The sequence below is a fragment of the Pseudomonas graminis genome, assembly GCF_013201545.1.
Taxonomy (GTDB): domain Bacteria; phylum Pseudomonadota; class Gammaproteobacteria; order Pseudomonadales; family Pseudomonadaceae; genus Aquipseudomonas.
The window spans coordinates 3,195,035-3,213,395 of record NZ_CP053746.1 but is presented as its reverse complement, the minus strand read 5'-3'; the positions used below and the strand labels follow the sequence as shown (position 1 = coordinate 3,213,395).

Annotated in this window: 15 protein-coding genes; 3 read left to right on the top strand and 12 right to left on the bottom strand. The window is 60.6% G+C overall.

The annotated features are described in order from the left end of the window. Positions 1-61: 61 nt before the first annotated feature. The 6 genes from FX982_RS14320 to FX982_RS14295 are packed head-to-tail and all read right to left on the bottom strand — an operon-like array spanning position 62 to position 6,089. The gene (locus tag FX982_RS14320) at positions 62-1,834 is read right to left on the bottom strand and encodes an ABC transporter substrate-binding protein (protein ID WP_172611321.1); all 1,773 of its coding nucleotides are present in this window, start codon (positions 1,832-1,834) and stop codon (positions 62-64) included. Positions 1,835-1,893: 59 nt separating this feature from the next. After that, entirely contained in the window at positions 1,894-2,166 is a 273-nt protein-coding gene (locus tag FX982_RS14315) for a DUF2160 domain-containing protein (RefSeq protein WP_065986436.1), read from the bottom strand. Positions 2,167-2,177: 11 nt separating this feature from the next. Continuing rightward, positions 2,178-2,978 carry a carbohydrate ABC transporter permease gene (locus tag FX982_RS14310; protein ID WP_074892149.1) on the bottom strand — a complete coding sequence of 267 codons (801 nt, stop codon included), beginning with the start codon at positions 2,976-2,978 and terminating at the stop codon, positions 2,178-2,180. A gap of 27 nt (positions 2,979-3,005) precedes the next feature. Then, the gene (locus FX982_RS14305) at positions 3,006-3,872 is read right to left on the bottom strand and encodes a carbohydrate ABC transporter permease (protein ID WP_065986434.1); all 867 of its coding nucleotides are present in this window, start codon (positions 3,870-3,872) and stop codon (positions 3,006-3,008) included. Beyond that, positions 3,865-4,995 carry an ABC transporter ATP-binding protein gene (locus FX982_RS14300; protein ID WP_172611320.1) on the bottom strand — a complete coding sequence of 377 codons (1,131 nt, stop codon included), beginning with the start codon at positions 4,993-4,995 and terminating at the stop codon, positions 3,865-3,867. The genes FX982_RS14305 and FX982_RS14300 overlap by 8 nt, the downstream gene beginning before the upstream one ends. After that, on the bottom strand, positions 4,995-6,089 hold the full coding sequence (locus FX982_RS14295; protein ID WP_074892082.1) for an ABC transporter ATP-binding protein: 1,095 nt from the start codon (positions 6,087-6,089) through the stop codon (positions 4,995-4,997). Before FX982_RS14295 ends, FX982_RS14300 begins: the two co-directional genes overlap by 1 nt. A 355-nt stretch (positions 6,090-6,444) precedes the next feature. Between FX982_RS14295 and FX982_RS14290 the strand changes: the two genes are divergently transcribed. Beyond that, on the top strand, positions 6,445-8,304 hold the full coding sequence (locus FX982_RS14290) for a sigma-54-dependent Fis family transcriptional regulator (RefSeq protein WP_172611318.1): 1,860 nt from the start codon (positions 6,445-6,447) through the stop codon (positions 8,302-8,304). Between the two features lie 409 nt (positions 8,305-8,713). On the opposite strand, the gene cysS is transcribed toward FX982_RS14290, so the two are convergent. Next, positions 8,714-10,096 (bottom strand): cysteine--tRNA ligase, encoded by a 1,383-nt coding sequence (cysS, locus tag FX982_RS14285; protein WP_172611316.1) that lies wholly within the window; start codon positions 10,094-10,096, stop codon positions 8,714-8,716. A 10-nt stretch (positions 10,097-10,106) separates the two neighbouring features. Continuing rightward, positions 10,107-11,804 carry a glutamine--tRNA ligase/YqeY domain fusion protein gene (locus FX982_RS14280; RefSeq protein WP_172611315.1) on the bottom strand — a complete coding sequence of 566 codons (1,698 nt, stop codon included), beginning with the start codon at positions 11,802-11,804 and terminating at the stop codon, positions 10,107-10,109. A gap of 273 nt (positions 11,805-12,077) precedes the next feature. Here FX982_RS14280 and FX982_RS14275 point away from each other — a divergent pair, with 273 nt between their 5' ends. Together FX982_RS14275 and FX982_RS14270 are read left to right on the top strand one after the other, a co-directional pair. Continuing rightward, positions 12,078-12,581 carry a peptidylprolyl isomerase gene (locus FX982_RS14275; RefSeq protein ID WP_172611313.1) on the top strand — a complete coding sequence of 168 codons (504 nt, stop codon included), beginning with the start codon at positions 12,078-12,080 and terminating at the stop codon, positions 12,579-12,581. Then, on the top strand, positions 12,578-13,303 hold the full coding sequence (locus tag FX982_RS14270; protein ID WP_172611311.1) for a UDP-2,3-diacylglucosamine diphosphatase: 726 nt from the start codon (positions 12,578-12,580) through the stop codon (positions 13,301-13,303). The genes FX982_RS14275 and FX982_RS14270 overlap by 4 nt, the downstream gene beginning before the upstream one ends. A gap of 166 nt (positions 13,304-13,469) precedes the next feature. Here the strand turns inward: FX982_RS14270 and FX982_RS14265 are convergent, their stop codons facing one another. The 4 genes from FX982_RS14265 to FX982_RS14250 all read right to left on the bottom strand — a co-directional run bounded on the left by FX982_RS14265 (position 13,470) and on the right by FX982_RS14250 (position 18,332). Then, the gene (locus tag FX982_RS14265; RefSeq protein WP_172611309.1) at positions 13,470-15,002 is read right to left on the bottom strand and encodes a DHA2 family efflux MFS transporter permease subunit; all 1,533 of its coding nucleotides are present in this window, start codon (positions 15,000-15,002) and stop codon (positions 13,470-13,472) included. A gap of 69 nt (positions 15,003-15,071) precedes the next feature. Then, on the bottom strand, positions 15,072-16,355 hold the full coding sequence (locus tag FX982_RS14260) for an HlyD family efflux transporter periplasmic adaptor subunit (RefSeq protein ID WP_172611308.1): 1,284 nt from the start codon (positions 16,353-16,355) through the stop codon (positions 15,072-15,074). A 10-nt stretch (positions 16,356-16,365) separates the two neighbouring features. Beyond that, positions 16,366-17,862, bottom strand: a complete 1,497-nt coding sequence (locus tag FX982_RS14255; RefSeq protein WP_172611306.1) for an efflux transporter outer membrane subunit — start codon at positions 17,860-17,862, stop codon at positions 16,366-16,368. Continuing rightward, the gene (locus FX982_RS14250) at positions 17,859-18,332 is read right to left on the bottom strand and encodes a MarR family winged helix-turn-helix transcriptional regulator (protein WP_172611304.1); all 474 of its coding nucleotides are present in this window, start codon (positions 18,330-18,332) and stop codon (positions 17,859-17,861) included. The genes FX982_RS14255 and FX982_RS14250 overlap by 4 nt, the downstream gene beginning before the upstream one ends. Between the last annotated feature and the right edge of the window lie 29 nt (positions 18,333-18,361).

Sequence of the window (18,361 nt, the reverse complement as noted above, 5' to 3'; positions counted from 1 at the left end):
CATGAAAAACGGCACCCGAGGGTGCCGTTTTTTTTATGCGCCGAACGTAGAAGCGTGCAGCTTACTTCTTCGCGGCTTCCCAGCTCTTCAAGAGGTCCGAGTAAGCGATGGTTTCGCCCTTCGGTTTCTCGTTGGCCAGTTTGCGTTGTGGCGCGAGGAACGCACCGTTGCTCTTCTCGGCTTTGGTGTACCACTCTTCGGCCGAGGTTTCCGGGTTCATCTTCGGCGCGCAACCGCTTGGTTCCTGAACCTTGGAGCGCTCGATGCGGGTCATGATTGCATCCTGATCCTTGGCCAGACCGTCGAGGGCCGCCTGCGCGGTTTTCTCGCCGGTAACGGCTTCAGCCACGTGACTCCACCACAACTGAGCCAGCTTCGGATAATCCGGAACGTTGGTGCCGGTTGGCGACCATTGCACGCGGGCCGGGCTGCGGTAGAACTCGACCAGACCACCCAGTTTCGGCGCCAGGGCGGTCATCTCTTTGGAGTTGATGTCCGATTCACGAATCGGCGTCAGGCCCACGATGGTTTTCTTCAGCGAGACGGACTTCGATGTCACGAACTGCGCGTAGAGCCAGGCGGCCAGGCGTTTCTTCTCTTCGGTCGACTTGAGGAAGGTCCAGGAGCCCACGTCCTGATAACCCAGCTTCATGCCCTCTTTCCAGTAAGGACCCTTAGGCGATGGCGCCATCCGCCATTTCGGCGTGCCGTCGGCGTTCATGACCGGCAGACCTGGCTTGGTCATGTCAGCGGTGAAAGCGGTGTACCAGAAGATCTGCTGTGCGACGTTACCCTGGGACGGCACCGGACCGGACTCGGAGAAGGTCATGCCTGCAGCTTCAGGCGGCGCGTAGGCCTTGAGCCAGTCGATGTACTTCTGAGTAGCGTACACAGCGGCCGGGCCGTTGGTGTCGCCGCCGCGGGTGATGCTCGAACCGACCGGGTGGCACGCTTCAACGCGGATGCCCCACTCGTCGACCGGCAGACCATTGGGCAAGCCTTTGTCGCCACTGCCGGCCATGGAGAACCAGGCATCGGTGAAGCGCCAGCCCAGGGACGGGTCTTTCTTGCCATAGTCCATGTGGCCGTAGACTTTCTTGCCGTCGAGTTCCTTGACGTCTTCGCTGAAGAACTTGGCGATGTCTTCATAGGCGGACCAGTTCACCGGCACGCCCAGCTCGTAGCCGTATTTGGCCTTGAATTTCTCTTTCAGGTCAGGACGGTCAAACCAGTCGGCGCGGAACCAGTACAGGTTGGCAAATTGCTGGTCAGGCAGTTGATAAAGCTTGCCGTCCGGCGCGGTGGTAAAGGACGTACCGATGAAGTCCTTGAGGTCAAGCGTCGGAGAAGTGACTTTCGCCCCTTCCGGGCTGGCCATCAGGTCCGTCAGAGACATCGCCTTGCCGTAGCGGAAGTGCGTACCGATCAGGTCGGAGTCGTTGACCCAGCCGTCGTAGATACTCTGGTTGGACTGCATGGCGGTCTGCAATTTCTCGATCACGTCGCCTTCCTGCAGCAGGTCGTGGGTGACCTTGATGCCGGTGATTTCGGTAAACGCCTTGGCCAGGGTTTTGGATTCGTATTCATGGGTGGTCAAGGTTTCGGAAACCACCTTGATGTCCATGCCGCGGAACGGCTCGGCGGCCTTGATGAACCACTCCAGTTCCTTGAGCTTATCGGCATCGGAGAGCGTGCTCGGCTTGAACTCGCTGTCGGCCCATTTCTTCGCCGCATCCTCGTACTGATCGGCCCAGGCTGACACGCTCAAGCCACTGAGCATTACCATCGTTGCTACCGTCACACTATGTCGCAGCTTGTTTTTCTTATTGAACATAGACACCTCTTGTGTTGAATCTTATGTGATCCCGCGTTTCAACCTTCTCTAAAGCCTTCTCAACCCCAACGCATCACCACCAACAGCCAGACCAGGGATAACCCGGAGGCCACCCAGATATCCCAGCTCGTCGCGCCGATGACCAGCAGGTGCAGGTAAGCGCTTCCGAGCAGGCCGATGAACAGACGATCGCCGCGCGTGGTGGCAATCGGCAAAAAACCGCGACGCTCAATGCTCGCCGAACGCAGTTCCCAGGCCGTCATCGCGACCAGAATCGCAGCGATGGACGCAAAGAAAATAGCAGTTGGCAGGGTCCAGGACATCCACTCCATTTTTCGACTCCTCAGACACGACCAAGAGCAAAGCCCTTGACCACGTGATTACGAACGAACCAGATAACCAGCATGCCCGGCAGAATGGTCAACACCCCCGCCGCAGCCAGCACCCCCCAATCGATCCCCGATGCCGAAACGGTACGGGTCATGACCGCCGCGATCGGCTTGGCGTTGACCGAAGTCAGCGTCCGCGCCAGCAGCAATTCGACCCAGGAGAACATGAAGCAGAAGAACGCCGTGACACCGATGCCCGAGCCGATCAGCGGGATGAAAATCTTGCCGAAGAACTTGGGAAAGCTATAGCCATCGATGTAGGCCGTTTCGTCAATTTCCTTGGGAACTCCGGACATGAAGCCTTCCAGAATCCACACCGCCAGCGGCACGTTGAACAGGCAGTGCGCCAACGCTACCGCGATGTGCGTGTCGAACAGGCCGATGGACGAATACAGCTGGAAGAACGGCAGCAGGAAAACCGCAGGTGGCGCCATCCGGTTGGTCAGGAGCCAGAAGAACAAGTGTTTGTCGCCGAGGAAACGATAGCGTGAAAACGCGTAGGCCGCAGGCAATGCGACGCTCAGCGATATCACCATATTCAGGCAGACGTAGTACAGCGAGTTGATGTAGCCGCTGTACCAGCTTTCGTCGGTGAAGATCACCTTGTAGTTCGCCAGCGTGAAGTCCTGTGGGAACAGGGTCAGGCCGCCGAGGATTTCGGTGTTGGTCTTGAACGACATGTTGACCAGCCAGTAGATCGGCACCAGCAGAAACAGCAGGTAGATCCACAGCGGTATGAGCTTTTTGAACGACACTTTCTCGCGCTTGTTCATGGGCGCTCCTCAGTTCTTTTCGCTGTGGGTCATGGCGGTGTAGAACACCCACGACACCAACAGAATGATCAGGAAATACACCAGCGAGAACGCTGCCGCAGGGCCCAGGTCGAACTGGCCCAGCGCCATGGTCGTCAGGGTCTGGCTGAGGAAGGTCGTCGAGTTGCCCGGACCGCCACCGGTGAGCACGAACGGCTCGGTGTAGATCATGAAGCTGTCCATGAAGCGCAGCATCACCGCGATCAGCAGCACGCTCTTCATCTTCGGCAGCTGGATGTGTCGGAACACCGCCCAGTTCGACGCCCGATCAATTCGCGCGGCCTGGTAGTACACGTCCGGAATGGCGCGCAGACCCGAGTAGCACAGCAACGCCACCAGTGAGGTCCAGTGCCAGACGTCGATGACTAGCACGGTCACCCAGGCGTCCGACGCATTGGCTGCGTAGTTGTAGCTGATGCCCAGCACATCGTTGAGGACCCAGCCCAGCAGACCGATGTCGCCACGGCCGAAAATCTGCCAGATGGTGCCGACCACGTTGAAGGGAATCAGCAACGGAATGGTCATGACGATCAGGCACAGCGACGACCAGCGTCCCTTGGTCGGCATGGTCAGGGCGATGCCAATGCCCAGCGGGATTTCGATCAGCAGCACGCAGGCGGAGTAGATGAACTGGCGCAGCAGGGAGTCATGCAGGCGCGGGTCCTGCAGCACTTGCCGGAACCAGTCGGCGCCGACGAAGTAACGGCTGGACTGATCGAAGATGTCCTGCACCGAATAGTTGACCACGGTCATCATCGGAATGATGGCGCTGAACGCCACCAGCAGGAACACCGGCAGCACCAGCCACCAAGCCTTGTTGTTTTGCACTTTAGTCATGGGACACCTCGCTGGCCGACAGTGTGTTGGTCGCGGCCTCCAGCAGAAATTCATCGGCGTAGAGCATCAGCCATTGCGCAGGGAAACTGACCCAGGCCTGACCCTGAGGCACGGGCTTGTCTTCCTGCAGGCGTACTTTCAACAGTTGGCCGGCCAGCTTGAGGGTGAGGATCTTGTAGGTCCCCAAGTCCTCGACGTAGGTGACTTCAGCCTGCATGGCGTCATCGACCGGGCCGTCCCAGACGTGCACGAACTCGGGACGAATCCCGACTTTCAACGTGCTCCATTTAGTGGCTGCCAAGCGCTGCTGCAAGGCGTCGGACAACGGCAGATGAATGCCACCAAAGCCCACGCCGCCGGCTTCAGGCTTGACCTCGATGAGATTCATACCCGGGCTGCCGATGAAGTAGCCGACGAAGGTGTGGTGCGGTTTTTCGAACAGCTCGCGCGGGGTGCCGAACTGAACGATCTGGCCGCCGTACATCACCGCAATCTTGTCGGCGAAAGTCGACGCCTCCAGCTGATCGTGGGTGACATAGACCATGGTGATGTTGAACTGCTCGTGAATCTGCTTGAGCTTGCGGCGCAGTTTCCACTTCAGGTGCGGGTCGATCACAGTGAGCGGTTCGTCGAACAGAATCGCTGACACGTCATCGCGAACCAGCCCGCGGCCCATGGAGACTTTCTGTTTTTCGTCAGCGGTAAGGCCTTTGGCTTTCTTCTTCAGCAACGGCTGCAGATCCAGCACGTCGGCGATTTCCTGCACCTTGATCTTCACTTTCGCTTCCGGCATGCCCTGATTGCGCAGCGGGAAGGCGAGGTTGTCGTACACCGTCATGGTGTCGTAGACCACCGGGAACTGGAAAACCTGAGCGATGTTGCGCTCTTCCGGCGACATGTCGTTGACCACGGTGGTGTCGAACAGGACCTTGCCTTCAGACGGACTGAGCAGGCCGGAAATAATGTTGAGCAGGGTCGATTTGCCGCAGCCGGACGGGCCGAGCAAGGCATACGCGCCGCCCTGCTCCCAGATGTGGGTCATTTCACGGATGGCATAGTCTTCAGGGCCGGTCGGATTGGCGCTGTAGCTGTGCGCGAGTTGTTGCAAGCGGATCTCGGCCATCAGGCAACCCTCGCCATACGCAGGCCCGGTGCCTGAATCAGGCCGCCCTGCTGATCGAATACGAACAGTTTGTGAGTCGGGATGTACACGCGAATAGGCGTGTCCACGTCGTACTCATGGACGCCCGGCAGATGCAGCACCAGCGAGAAGTGCTCGTTGCGCACGTGCAGGAAAGTTTCCGAACCACTGATCTCGGCGAGTTCGACGGTGACCGCCAACTCAAGGTCATCGTCGTTGGAAGGCACCAGGCTCAGGTGGCTCGGGCGCACGCCAAAGCGGTACTCGCCGTCGCCGATGGTGCGCAGGTCGACGTTCAGCGGAAAGTGCACGAAGTTGGCGAAGCTGACTTCGTTGCCTTCGATGCGGCCTGGCATCAGGTTGATCGGCGGCTCGGAGAACAGCTCGGCGGCCAGCACGGTTTTTGGCTGGTGATACACCTCGGGCGTCCGGCCGCTCTGAATCACGCGACCTTCGTGCAGAATCGTGGTGGTCCCGCCCAGCGCCAGCGCTTCGTTCGGCTCGGTGGTGGCGTAGATAGCAATGGTGTTACGCGTCTCGAACAGCTGGCGCATTTCCTGACGCAGCTCTTCGCGCAGCTTGTAGTCGAGGTTGACCAGCGGCTCATCGAACAGAATCAGTTCGGCATCCTTGACCAGCGCCCGCGCCATCGCCGTGCGCTGCTGCTGGCCGCCGGACAATTCGAGCGGATGGCGGCTGAGGAATTTTTCGATGCGCAACATCTTCGCGGTTTCGCGAACGCGACGGTCGATTTCGTCTTTCGACATCTTGGCCTGGCGCAGTGGCGAGGCGATGTTGTCGTAGACGGTCATGCTCGGATAGTTGATGAACTGCTGATAAACCATGGAGACGTTGCGATGACGCACCGCGACCTGGGTGACATCTTTGCCATTCATCAGTACCCGGCCGCTGTCTGGCTTGTCCAGACCGGCCATCAAGCGCATCAGGCTGGTTTTGCCTGATAAGGTGCGCCCCAGCAATACGTTGAATGAGCCGGGTTCAAAGCTCAGCGAAGCATCGTCGATCCAGATCTGACCGTCGACGGCGCGGCTGACGTGCTCAAGCGTGAGAGACATGGCGTGCCCTTTTTATTTGTTTTGTTCGGGGTGTTGCGTGATTGCCGTATGGCAGGTCGTGACATCCGTTGACCGATTGTGCTGACCGCTTGTTGGATAGCGACAATCGTGCCAACCAGCCTGCTCAGGCGCTTTCTGGCTGGAATACGCGGACTAGAGCGGTCGCGACAATTTGTCGCACGGGTCGGCATTCGTTGATGAACATAAATGAACAGCAAAGGCTGAACACCTGAACAAAATGAACGTTGACTTTGAACAATCCTGAACAACAATGGGTGGACGTTTTCGAGCAGGGATGCTCTGCCTAGCGGCATCTCGACAACAATAAATAAAAGTACTCGGACGGAGCCATTTCATGGCCACACCAGGCGCATCCCCCAGCCACGACACCATCATTCAGGACTCTTGGGCCCGTTGCCGCGAGTTCGGCCTCGACCATCAGTCGCGCCCGTCTTTCGGCCGGCTGCCCGATCAGCAGGTGTCGCAACTGCTCGAGCGCCATCATTCTCTGGTGCAGACCACCCACCAGCAGGTGCTGCCCTTCTACGAAAACATCCTGAGCAACTCCAATTGCCTGATCCTGCTCGCCGATCAGCAGGGCCAGGTGCTGAATTCCTGGGGCAACAAGCGCTTCGTCGAGCCAGATCAACAACCGGGTTTCGTCGCCGGGGCCAGCTGGCTGGAGCAAAGCGCCGGCACCAATGCCATTGGCACGGCCCTGGCGTGTGAACAGGCTGTTCACATTGAACACGATGAACACTTTCTCAAGGCCAACCGTTTCATGACCGGGTCGGCGGCGCCGATTTTTGATGCGTCGCGGCGGATGATCGCAGTGCTCGATGTGTCCAGCGACAGCTTCCTGCCGCCCTCCCACACCCTTGGGATGGTCAAGATGATGGGCCAGACCATCGAAAACCGGTTGATCCTCGACCAATTCCAGCACAGCCATTTCCAGCTGGTGTTCAATACCGGCCTGAACAACCTCGACAGCCAGTGGGCCGGGCTGCTGGTGTTCGACGAAAGCGGCCGGGTGCTCTGTGCCAACCGCCGCGCCGACAACCTTTTGGGCGTCAGCCTGCTCAACGCCAACATCGAAAACCTGTTCAAGGCGCCCATCGCCGACCTGCTTGATCAACCGGAAGGCCAGCCTTTCCCGCTTCAGGCGTCGGGGCATAACCGTTTTCATTGTGTGCTGAAGCGGCCGAAAGCGCCGGTGCTCAAGCTCAGGACGGTGCCGACGCCAATGCCGGTTCAGGTTGCCTCACGGCCTGTCACTGTCAGCGCCATTGAGCCAGGTCTGGGGGATGAGCGTGTCGAGAAAGCCGCCCGTCAGGGGCAACGATTGCTGGAGAAGAACGTTCCGCTGTTGATCCTCGGCGAAACGGGTGTGGGCAAGGAAGTTTTCGTCAAAGCCCTGCACCGCGCCAGCTCCCGCGCCGATCAGCCGATGATCGCCGTGAACTGCGCGGCGATTCCGTCGGAGTTGGTCGAGGCGGAATTGTTTGGCTACGAAAGAGGCGCGTTCACCGGGGCTCACCATAAAGGCAGCATTGGGCTGATCCGCAAGGCAGACAAAGGCACGCTGTTTCTCGACGAGATCGGCGACATGCCGCTGCCGGTTCAGGCGCGTCTGCTGCGGGTGTTGCAGGAGCGGTGCGTGCAGCCGGTGGGCAGCAGCGAGTTGTACCCGGTGGATATCCGGGTGATTTCCGCGACGCACTGCTCATTGCGCGAACATGTGCAGAACGGACGATTTCGTCAGGATTTGTACTACCGCATCAGCGGCCTGAACCTGGAATTGCCGCCGTTGCGTGATCGCAGCGACAAGCCCGCGTTGGTGCGTGCCATCTGGGAACAGCACCGCGAACCGCAGCAGACAGCGGGCTTTGAGACCCAGGTAATGGAGTTGTTCGAGCGGCACCCCTGGCCGGGGAACCTGCGGCAGTTGAGTAACGTGATTCAGGTGGCGTTGGCGCTGGCGGACGACCAGCCGATTTCTACCGAGCATCTGCCGGAAGACTTTTTCGCGGACCTGGCGATGGGTTGTGAACGCGTCGAGCCCGAGACAGTGCTCAACCGCAAGGCCGCGCTGGACACACCGGAAGAGCTGAGTGAGTTGTTGCAGGCGGCGGGCGGGAACATCTCGCAGTTGGCGAAGCGACTGGGGGTGAGCCGGAATACGCTGTACAAGCGGCTGCGGGAGCAGGGGTTCTGAAGGCTTAGATGGTTCCCACGCTCCGCGTGGGAACCCAGCCCAAGACGCTCCGCGTCAAATTAGACGCGGAGCGTCAGACGATGCATTCCCACGCAGAGCGTGGGAACGATCACCCTCTGTGCCAGCTGAACTTCGGCGCCCTGATCGTTTCCACGAAAAGCGGTGACGATCACCGGAGATGTAACGGCTGACAGATCACCTGTGGGAGCGAGCTTGCTCGCGAAGAGGCCTGGACATTCAGCGACTTTCTTTGGTGGCTTAAGTCAGCCTTCGCGAGCAAGCTCGCTCCCACGGGATGGTGGTTCGGTTTGAGATTTCTGCCACTCCGTCGGACCTGCGGGAGCGCCACCCCGGTCACTCCCACATTAACCGTGTTTCCAGCGCGACATCGTAGCGTCTGGACGGCCGATCAATCCGCCAGGCGCCAGGTTGTGCTGCCTTTGCTGTCTTCCAGCACCACGCCCATGACGGTGAGCTGGTCGCGGATGCGGTCGCCCTCAGCCCAGTTCTTGTCAGCGCGCGCTTGCAGGCGTGCGGCGATAAGCGCTTCGACTGCAGCAGCATCCACACGCCCTTCGGCGCCGGCGCGCAGGAAGTCGTCGGCTTCCATTTGCAACACGCCCAGCACACTGGCCAGTTCCTTCAGACGCGCCGCCAGCCCTGCCGCAGCCTGGACATCGCTGTCACGCAGGCGGTTGATCTCGCGAACCATCTCGAACAGCACGGCGCACGCTTCCGGGGTCCCGAAGTCGTCGTTCATCGCCGTCGAAAAACGCTCGACGTACGCCTCGCCACCCGCAGGCTCGGCGACCGGCAGACCCTTGAGCGCGTGATAGAACCGCTCCAGCGCGCCTTTGGATTCCTTCAGGCTGTCTTCGGAATAGTTGATCGCGCTGCGGTAGTGGCTCGACACCAGCAGGTAACGCACCACTTCCGGGTGGTATTTATCCAGCACGTCGCGAATGGTGAAGAAGTTGTTCAAAGACTTGGACATCTTCTCGCCATTGATGCGGATCATGCCGCAGTGCAGCCAGGCGTTGGCGTAGGTCTTGCCGGTCGCGGCTTCGCTCTGGGCAATCTCGTTTTCGTGGTGCGGGAATTCGAGGTCGCTGCCGCCGCCATGAATGTCGAAGGTCTCACCCAGGCAGCAGGTGGACATCACCGAGCACTCGATGTGCCAGCCCGGACGCCCTGCGCCCCACGGCGATTCCCAGCTCGGCTCGCCCGGCTTGACGCCTTTCCACAGCACGAAGTCCAGCGGGTCGTCCTTGGCTTCGTCGACCTCGATCCGCGCACCGATGCGCAGGTCTTCGATCTTCTTGCGCGACAGCTTGCCGTAACCGAGGAATTTGCCGACGCGGTAGTACACGTCGCCATTGCCCGGTGCGTAGGCATAGCCCTTGTCGATCAGGCGCTGAATCATGTCGTGCATGCCGCCGATGTAATCGGTGGCGCGCGGCTCCATGTCCGGCTTGAGGATGTTCAGGCGCGCTTCGTCCTCGTGCATCGCGTCGATCATGCGCGCGGTCAGGGCATCGAACGCTTCACCGTTTTCACGGGCGCGGTTGATGATCTTGTCGTCGATGTCGGTGATGTTGCGCACGTAGGTCAGGTCGTAGCCGCTGAAACGCAGCCAGCGGGTGACGACGTCGAACGCCACCATGCTGCGGCCGTGGCCCAGGTGGCAGTAGTCGTACACGGTCATCCCGCAGACGTACATGCGCACCTTGTTGCCGTCCAGCGGTTTGAAGACTTCTTTGCTCTTGCTGAGCGTGTTGTAGATAGAAAGCACGTTGCCTACCTTAGCTCCACGAATCGCGGAGCGTCACAGTCCGGTTAAAGACCGGATGACCGGGTCTCGAGTCCTTCAGATCCGCGCTGAAATAGCCTTCGCGTTCGAACTGGAAACGGTCTTCCGGCTGAGCGTCAGCCAACGACGGTTCAGCGCGACAACCGGTCAACACCTGCAAGGAGCCCGGGTTGATGTTGTCCAGGAAGGTCTTGCCCTCTTCTGCTTTCTCAGGGTTCGCCGAGAGGAACAGACGGTCGTACAGACGCACTTCGCATTCGATGCTTTCCGCTGCCGGCACCCAGTGCACAACGCCTTTGACCTTGCGGCCTTCAGGGTTCTTGCCGAGGGTTTCCGGGTCGTAGGAGCAGCGCAGCTCGACGATGTTGCCGTCGGCGTCCTTGATCGCTTCGTCGGCGCGAATCACGTAGCTGCCACGCAGGCGCACTTCGCCGTTGGGCTCCAGACGCTTGTAGCCCTTCGGCGGCTCTTCCATGAAGTCTTCACGGTCGATGTAGATCTCGCGGGAGAACGGCAGCTTGCGCACGCCGAGCTCTTCCTTCTGCGGATGGCGCGGCAGTTCGAGGTGGTCGACCTGGCCTTCCGGGTAATTGGTGATCACGACTTTCAGCGGACGCAGCACGCACATGGCGCGCGGGGCGTTGTGGTCCAGGTCCTGGCGGATGCTGAATTCCAGCATGCCGAAATCGACCACGCCGTCGGAACGGTTGGTGCCGATCATTTCGCAGAAGTTGCGGATCGACGCCGGGGTGTAACCGCGACGGCGGAAGCCCGAGAGCGTCGACATGCGCGGATCGTCCCAGCCGTGCACGTGCTTTTCATCGACCAGTTGCTTGAGCTTGCGCTTGCTGGTGATGGTGTAGTTCAGGTTCAGGCGCGAGAACTCGTACTGGCGCGGTTTGCACGGCACCGGCAAGTTGTCGAGGAACCACTCGTAGAGCGGGCGATGGCTCTCGAATTCCAAAGTGCAGATCGAATGGGTGATGCCTTCGATGGCGTCCGATTGACCGTGGGTGAAATCGTAGATCGGGTAGATGCACCACTTATCACCGGTCTGGTGGTGGTGGGCGTGACGAATGCGGTAGAGGATCGGATCGCGCAGGTTCATGTTCGGCGACGCCATGTCGATCTTGGCGCGCAGTACGCGGGCGCCGTCTTCGAACTCGCCGGCTTTCATGCGGCTGAACAGGTCGATGTTCTCTTCGACGCTGCGATCGCGAAACGGGCTATTCTTGCCCGGCTCGGTCAGGGTGCCGCGGTATTCGCGGGCCTGCTCGGGGGTCAGGTCATCGACATAGGCCTTGCCCGTCTCGATGAGATGGACCGCCCAGGCGTACAGCTGGTCGAAGTATTGCGAGGCATAACGCACTTCGCCGGACCACTCGAAGCCCAGCCATTTGACGTCGGCTTCGATGGCATCGATGTATTCCTGGTCTTCCTTCGCCGGATTGGTGTCGTCGAAGCGCAGATGCGTGACGCCGCCGAATTCCTGAGCCAGACCAAAGTTGACGCAGATCGACTTGGCATGACCGATGTGCAGGTAGCCGTTGGGCTCCGGCGGGAAGCGGGTCACGATCTGGGTGTGCTTGCCCGAATCCAGGTCCGCCTGCACGATGGGGCGCAGGAAGTTGGTTGGAATGGCAGGGCCTGCCTTGGAATTCGCAGCGGCATCTTGAGTGGGCTTGCTCATAGGATCCTTGTACGGGTCGCGGCCAGGAAGGCCGGTTAAATCAAAGCGCCTATCATAGCCGAAGCTGTCAAGCCCCTGACAGCGCGCTGTGACAAAACTGCCGAGATGGACGTGTACCTAGCGAGAACCGCCGGGGCAATCCCAACTACCCGAGCGACGGCTACCCTCTGTAAACTGCGCGCCTGGTGTGATCAACGGAGCAGGCCTCGCACCCCGATGACCGACTGCTGCGATCACCGCCCCTCACCACAGACTTCAAAGAGCGAGCTGACCATGTCGAAAGTAAAGCTGACCACCAACCACGGTGAAATCGTTCTGCAATTGAACGCAGAGAAGGCGCCGCTCACCGTCGCCAACTTCATCGAATACGTCAAAGCCGGCCACTACGAAAACACCGTATTCCACCGTGTGATCGGCAACTTCATGATCCAGGGCGGCGGCTTCGAGCCGGGCATGAAAGAGAAGAAAGACAAGCGCCCGAGCATTCAGAACGAAGCCGACAACGGCCTGCCGAACAAGAAGTACTCAGTGGCCATGGCCCGCACCATGGAGCCCCATTCAGCCTCGGCGCAGTTCTTCATCAACGTCGCCGACAACGACTTCCTCAACCACAGCGCCAAGACCGTGCAGGGCTGGGGTTACGCCGTGTTCGCTGAAGTGGTTGAGGGCACTGACGTGGTCGACAAGATCAAGGGCGTCGCCACCACGTCCAAGGCGGGTCATCAAGACGTGCCGGCTGACGACGTGATCATCGAGAAAGCCGAGATCGTTGAGTGATATTGCTGATCTCCGATCTTCACCTGGAGGAGGGACGCCCGGACATTACCCGGGCGTTTCTCGATCTGCTGAATGGGCGCGCTCGTGGGGCCGAGTCGCTGTACATCCTCGGGGACTTTTTCGAGGCCTGGATTGGCGATGACGCCATGTCGCCCTTCCAGCGATCGATCTGCCAGGCGCTGCGCATATTAAGCGACAGCGGCACGCGGGTGTTCCTGATGCATGGCAATCGCGACTTCATGATCGGCCATGGGTTTTGCAAGGCGGCGGGCTGCACGCTGCTCAAGGACCCGAGCGTCGTGAATTTCAACGGCGAGCCGGTGTTGCTGATGCACGGCGACAGTCTGTGCACGCGGGACGAAGCGTACATGCGTATGCGCCGTTATCTGCGCCATCCGCTGACGCTGTGGGTGCTGCGTCATCTGCCGTTGAGCACCCGGCACAAGCTGGCCCGCAAGCTACGCAGCGAAAGCCGCGCGCAAACACGAATGAAGGCCAACGACATTGTCGACGTCACGCCGGAAGAAGTGCCTCGGGTGATGAACGAGTCTGGCGTGAAGACGCTGATCCACGGGCACACTCATCGGCCCGCGGTTCACCAGGTCCAGCTTGGCGGAACCACGGCGCAGCGCATCGTGCTAGGGGATTGGGATCGCGAGGGGTGGTTGCTGCAGATCGATGGATCGGGCTTTCATCTGGAGTCGTTTGCGTTCGAGGCCTGACAGTCAGGACTGAACACCGATGATTGTCGGACGGGGAACCTGTGGGAGTGAGCTTGCTCGCGAAAAGGCCAGTACATTCGCTGCATCTTTAGCGGCTGAAATACCGTCTTCGTGAGCAAGCTCACTCCCACATGACCTGTGTCTGACGCCGACAGCGCGGCGTCAATCAATGCCCTCCCCCAGGCGCCGCCTTCGCGGTAAACGGTGGTTTGGCCAGCCAGATGATCAGGATCAGCGACAGGAAGATCCAACCCATCATGTAGAAATAGTCCACCGTGGACATCATGTAGGCCTGACTGGTCACCATCGAATCGAGCTGTGCATACGCCTGATTGCTCGCCCCGCCCAGGGTCTCCAGCGCATGCCGCGTTGTCGGCTCGTAGGCGTTCACGTTTTCGCTCAAGTAAGCATGATGCTGATTGGCGCGGCGGATCCAGATCCAGGTGGTCAATGAGGCTGCGAAGCTGCCGCCCAGGTTACGCAGGAACGTCGCCAGCCCCGAGCCGTCGGCAATCTGCGACGGCGGCAGATCCGACAGCAGGATGCTCAAGGTCGGCATGAAGAACAGCGCAACGCCCGCCCCCATGAACAACTGCACCAGCGCGATGTGGGTGAAATCCACCTGACTGGTGAAATCCGCACGCATGAAGCAGCTCAGGCCGATCGCCAGAAACGCCAGACCGGCCAACACACGCAAGTCGAACTTATGCGCGTAACGGCCCACAAAGGGCGACATCAACACCGGCAGCACGCCCAGTGGCGCCACCGCCAGCCCTGCATAGGTCGCCGTATAACCCATCTGCGTTTGCAGCCACTGCGGCAGAATCAGGTTGATCCCGAAGAACCCCGCATAGCCCGCCACCAGACAGATCGTTCCGTAGCGAAAGTTGCGGAACGCAAACAGCCGCAGGTTGACCACGGGATGGTCATCGGTCATTTCCCAGATGACAAATGCCGCCAGGCCAATCGCCGAAATCGCCGAACCGATAATGATGAAATTCGACTCGAACCAGTCCAGGTCATTGCCTTTGTCGAGCACGATCTGCAGCGCACCCACGCCGATGATCAGCGTGATAAGCCCCACGTAGTCCATGGGCTGGCGACTGGTGCTGACCGGTCGCGTGGCCATCTGCTGACGCACGACGAACGCCGCGAACAGGCCGATCGGCACGTTGATGAAGAAGATCCACGGCCAGCTGTAACTGTCGGTGATCCAGCCGCCGAGAATCGGCCCGGCAATCGGCGCCACAACCGTCACCATCGCCAGCAATGCCAATGCCATCCCCCGTTTCGCGGGGGGATATACGGCAATCAGGAGCGTCTGGGTCATCGGGTACAACGGCCCGGCGACCATGCCCTGCAGCACCCGAAAGCCCACCAGCTCAGGCATCGAGGTGGAAATGCCGCAGAGGAACGAAGCGGTCACAAACAGCAGCGTGGCCCATAGAAACAGCTTCACTTCGCCGAAGCGCCGGCTCAGCCAGCCGGTCAGCGGCAGCGCGATGGCGTTACTGACCGCGAACGAGGTGATGACCCACGTGCCCTGCTCCGAACTCACACCGAGGTTGCCGGAAATGGTCGGCAAGGCCACGTTGGCGATGGTCGTGTCGAGCACTTGCATGAAAGTCGCCAGCGACAGGCCGATGGTGGTCAGCAACAGGCTTGGCGGCGTGAAAGAAGCGGGAGCGTTATTACTCATCGCGAATCCTTTGACACTCGAAGATCACCCCGGTCAGCAGCAGCGGGCCGGGGCAGATGGATTGGCGAATCAGCGCTGGGCCGTCTTGCCGCTGGTTGACGCGCTGTTCTCATGGATCACGCGGGCAATCATCGTGTCGGCGTCGGCCAGTTGTTTGGCGTAGACATCGGTGGTGAACAGCGGCTGCTTCGGCGGTTGCTGCGCCAGCACCGGACCGCTCTGGTCGTGCAGGTTGACGTCAACGGTGGTCGACAGGCCGATGCGCAGCGGATGCCTGGCCAGTTCGTCGGCGTTGATGTGAATCCGCACCGGCACACGCTGGACGATCTTGATCCAGTTACCGGTGGCGTTCTGTGCGGGCAACAATGCAAACGCACTGCCGGTACCGGCGCCGACGCTGTCCACGGTGCCGCTGTACTTGATGTCGCCGCCGTACAGGTCTGCTTCGATGTCCACCGGCTGGCCAATGCGCATCTGCCCAAGCTGGGTTTCCTTGAAGTTGGCGTCGATCCACAGCTGGTCAAGGGGAATCACCGCCATCAGCGCAGTGCCCGGCTGAACCCGCTGGCCCAGTTGCACGGTGCGCTTGGCGACGTAACCGGTGACCGGCGCAATCAGCGTACTGCGCGCGTTGCTCAGGTAGGCCTGGCGCAGTTGCGCGGCCGCCGATTTGACGTCCGGGTGCGAGGAAACCTGGGTGTCGTCCACCAGCGCGGTGCTGGTTGCCAACTGCTGCTGGATGTTGGTCAACGCGTTCTGCGCGGTGGTCAGGTCATCCTTGGCGTGGGACAGCTCTTCCTGGGAAATCGCACCGCCCGCCGCCAGGCTGCGACGACGGTTGTAGTTGTCCTGGGCTCTCTGCACTTCGGCGCGCTGGGCCGCCAGTTGCGCCTTCATGCCGTCGACGTTGCTGTACAAACCACGCACCTGACGCACCACTTTGGCCAGATTGGCTTCGGCACTTTGCAGCGCCACTTCGGCGTCGTTCGGGTCGAACTGGACGAGCACCTGACCTTCACGCACCAGGTCGCCGTCGTCGGCACCGATGCTCACCACAGTACCGGTGACTTGCGGGGTGATCTCCACGACGTTGCCGTTCACGTAGGCGTCGTCGGTGCTCTCGCTCCAGCGACCATACATTTCGTACCAGGCCCAGACGCCAATCACGCCGAGCACCACGATCAGCAGCAAGCCGAGCAGCAGCAACTTGCGCTTGCGCGGGTTTTTGGTCGGTGTGGTCTGCCCGGCGCCCTTCTCGGCCGGTTTGCCGGCTGGCTTGTCAGCGGCCTTGTCGGGCGCCGAAGCGTTGACGTCCTTTTCTTCGTTTGTAGCGTTGTTGTCGGTAGTGGCCATGACGATTACCTTAATGAGTCAGCGAAGCAGTTGACGGGACGACCGGGGCGGCGTTGTCGCCGGGCTTGCTGTCTTCGAAGCCTCCCCCGAGGGCCTGCATCAACTGGATCGAAAGATCGATTCGTTCCGCGTTGAGATCAGCCTGTTGGCGTTGCGATTGCAGCAGTTGTTGCTCGACGCTCAGCACGTCCAGGTAATTACCGATCCCCGAGGAGTAGCGCTGAACGACGGTGTCGTAGGATTTCTGAATCACGTCGGTCGCCTGCTGGCGCGCTTCGATCTGACGGCGGATGTCGCGCAACTGACCGATGCCATCGCTGACATCACCCAGCGCCCGGACCAGCGTCTTGTTGTACTGCGCCACGGCGAGGTCGTAGTCGGCGTCCCGCGCATCAAGGTCGGCACGGCGACGGCCACCGTCGAAGATCGGCAGCGACACCGTCGGCGCCACGTTGAAGAATCGACTGGCCGAGCCGAACATCGCATCACCCAGCAGCGACTCCGCCCCTGCCGAGGCGCTCAGGTTGAGGTTCGGGTAGAAGTTGGTCTTGCTGACGTCGATGTTCTTGCTCGCCGCTTCAACCCGCCAGCGCGCGGCAACCAGATCCGGGCGACGGCCCAGCAATTCCGCAGGCACCACCGACGGCAAGGCCACCGCAGCGGGTTGCAACACGGCAGGCCGGCTCAACTGTTCGCCGCGGTCCGGGCCTTTGCCCATGAGCACGGCCAGCTGGATCCTGGCGCTGCGCAGGCTTTTTTCCGCGTCCGCCAACGACTCGCGAGAGTTGGCTTCCAGGCTCTGGGTCTGCTCGTACTGGTACTCGCTGTCGATGCCCGACTTGAAGCGCCGCGATCCCAGGTCAAGCAATTGACTTGTGCGCTTGAGGTCTTCAGCCGCCAGGTCACGGACGATGTAGGCCTGGCCCAGGTCGCTGTAAGCGCGGGCGACATCGGCGGCGAGGGTCAATTGCGCTGCTTGCTGATCGACTTCACTGGCACGGGCCTGGCCCAACGCCGCTTCCCAGGCCGCACGCTGGCCGCCCCACAGGTCAAAGTTGTAATTGAAGCCGGCGCTCAGGCTGCGCAAAGTGCTGTAGCGCCCGCCTGCCCCGGTCGGGTCCTGATCACGGGCCAGGCGCGAACGGCTGACGCTGGCGTCGGCATCGACGGTCGGCATGCGTTCGGCGTCGGCGGCGTACGCCTGGGCATTGGCCTGATGGGTGCGGGCAGCGGCGATCTGCATGTCCGGGCTGTCGCGCAGCGCTTCGGCGATCAGGCTATTGAGCTGCGGATCGCCCAGGCTGGTCCACCAATCGGACTTTGGCCAGGCCGCGGGGGACAGGGTGATGCCGTTGAGGCTCTGGGCCGCCTGCAGCGTGTTGGCATCAATGCCGACGCCTTCGGTTTTCAGGCCTTTGGAACTGGCGCAACCGGCCAGCACCAGTGCCACGACTATCAGGCTCAGGGACGTGCGCAGGGTCGAGCCCCGCTGAAGGTGAGTGATCATTGTTCGGCAATCCGGGCAATCGTGATGGGGTCGCCCGAGGCAACCAGAATTTTCGTCAGAATCTTTTCCAGGGCCAGCAGCTCGCTGTCTTCCAGCACGCCGACCATCTCGTTCATCGCGTGTGCGCCGATTTCCGGCAACAGGTCAGAGAGCGCCTTGCCTTCATCGGTCAGCACTAACTGCACCTGGCGTCGATCGGATTCCGAGCGCGCGCGGGACAGCAGGTTTTTCTGTTCAAGGCGATCAAGCATGCGGGTCATCGAGCCACTGTCGAGGTTCAACATGCGACAGATGTCGGCCGGGGTCTCGGCGCAGAACCGCGCGATCATCACCAGCACTTTGAACTGCTGCGCGGTGACGCCATGGGGCTCGAGATGCCGGTCGAGGATGCGGTTTTTCAGCTGTTCAGTCCGGCCCAGCAACATGCCCAGCAGACTGTCGTGAAAGTTTTCGGGAGTGAAATGCGCCATTGATAGCCAACCATTATCTGCTTAGGCAG

Bases quoted from the DNA above. Each gene is read 5' to 3' on its own strand.
- FX982_RS14320 (WP_172611321.1), bottom strand. From the start codon at position 1,834: ATGTTCAATAAGAAAAACAAGCTGCGACATAGTGTGACGGTAGCAACG.
- FX982_RS14315 (WP_065986436.1), bottom strand. From the start codon at position 2,166: ATGGAGTGGATGTCCTGGACCCTGCCAACTGCTATTTTCTTTGCGTCC.
- FX982_RS14305 (WP_065986434.1), bottom strand. From the start codon at position 3,872: ATGACTAAAGTGCAAAACAACAAGGCTTGGTGGCTGGTGCTGCCGGTG.
- FX982_RS14300 (WP_172611320.1), bottom strand. From the start codon at position 4,995: ATGGCCGAGATCCGCTTGCAACAACTCGCGCACAGCTACAGCGCCAAT.
- FX982_RS14295 (WP_074892082.1), bottom strand. From the start codon at position 6,089: ATGTCTCTCACGCTTGAGCACGTCAGCCGCGCCGTCGACGGTCAGATC.
- FX982_RS14290 (WP_172611318.1), top strand. From the start codon at position 6,445: ATGGCCACACCAGGCGCATCCCCCAGCCACGACACCATCATTCAGGAC.
- FX982_RS14280 (WP_172611315.1), bottom strand. From the start codon at position 11,804: ATGAGCAAGCCCACTCAAGATGCCGCTGCGAATTCCAAGGCAGGCCCT.
- FX982_RS14275 (WP_172611313.1), top strand. From the start codon at position 12,078: ATGTCGAAAGTAAAGCTGACCACCAACCACGGTGAAATCGTTCTGCAA.
- FX982_RS14265 (WP_172611309.1), bottom strand. From the start codon at position 15,002: ATGAGTAATAACGCTCCCGCTTCTTTCACGCCGCCAAGCCTGTTGCTG.
- FX982_RS14260 (WP_172611308.1), bottom strand. From the start codon at position 16,355: ATGGCCACTACCGACAACAACGCTACAAACGAAGAAAAGGACGTCAAC.
- FX982_RS14255 (WP_172611306.1), bottom strand. From the start codon at position 17,862: ATGATCACTCACCTTCAGCGGGGCTCGACCCTGCGCACGTCCCTGAGC.
- FX982_RS14250 (WP_172611304.1), bottom strand. From the start codon at position 18,332: ATGGCGCATTTCACTCCCGAAAACTTTCACGACAGTCTGCTGGGCATG.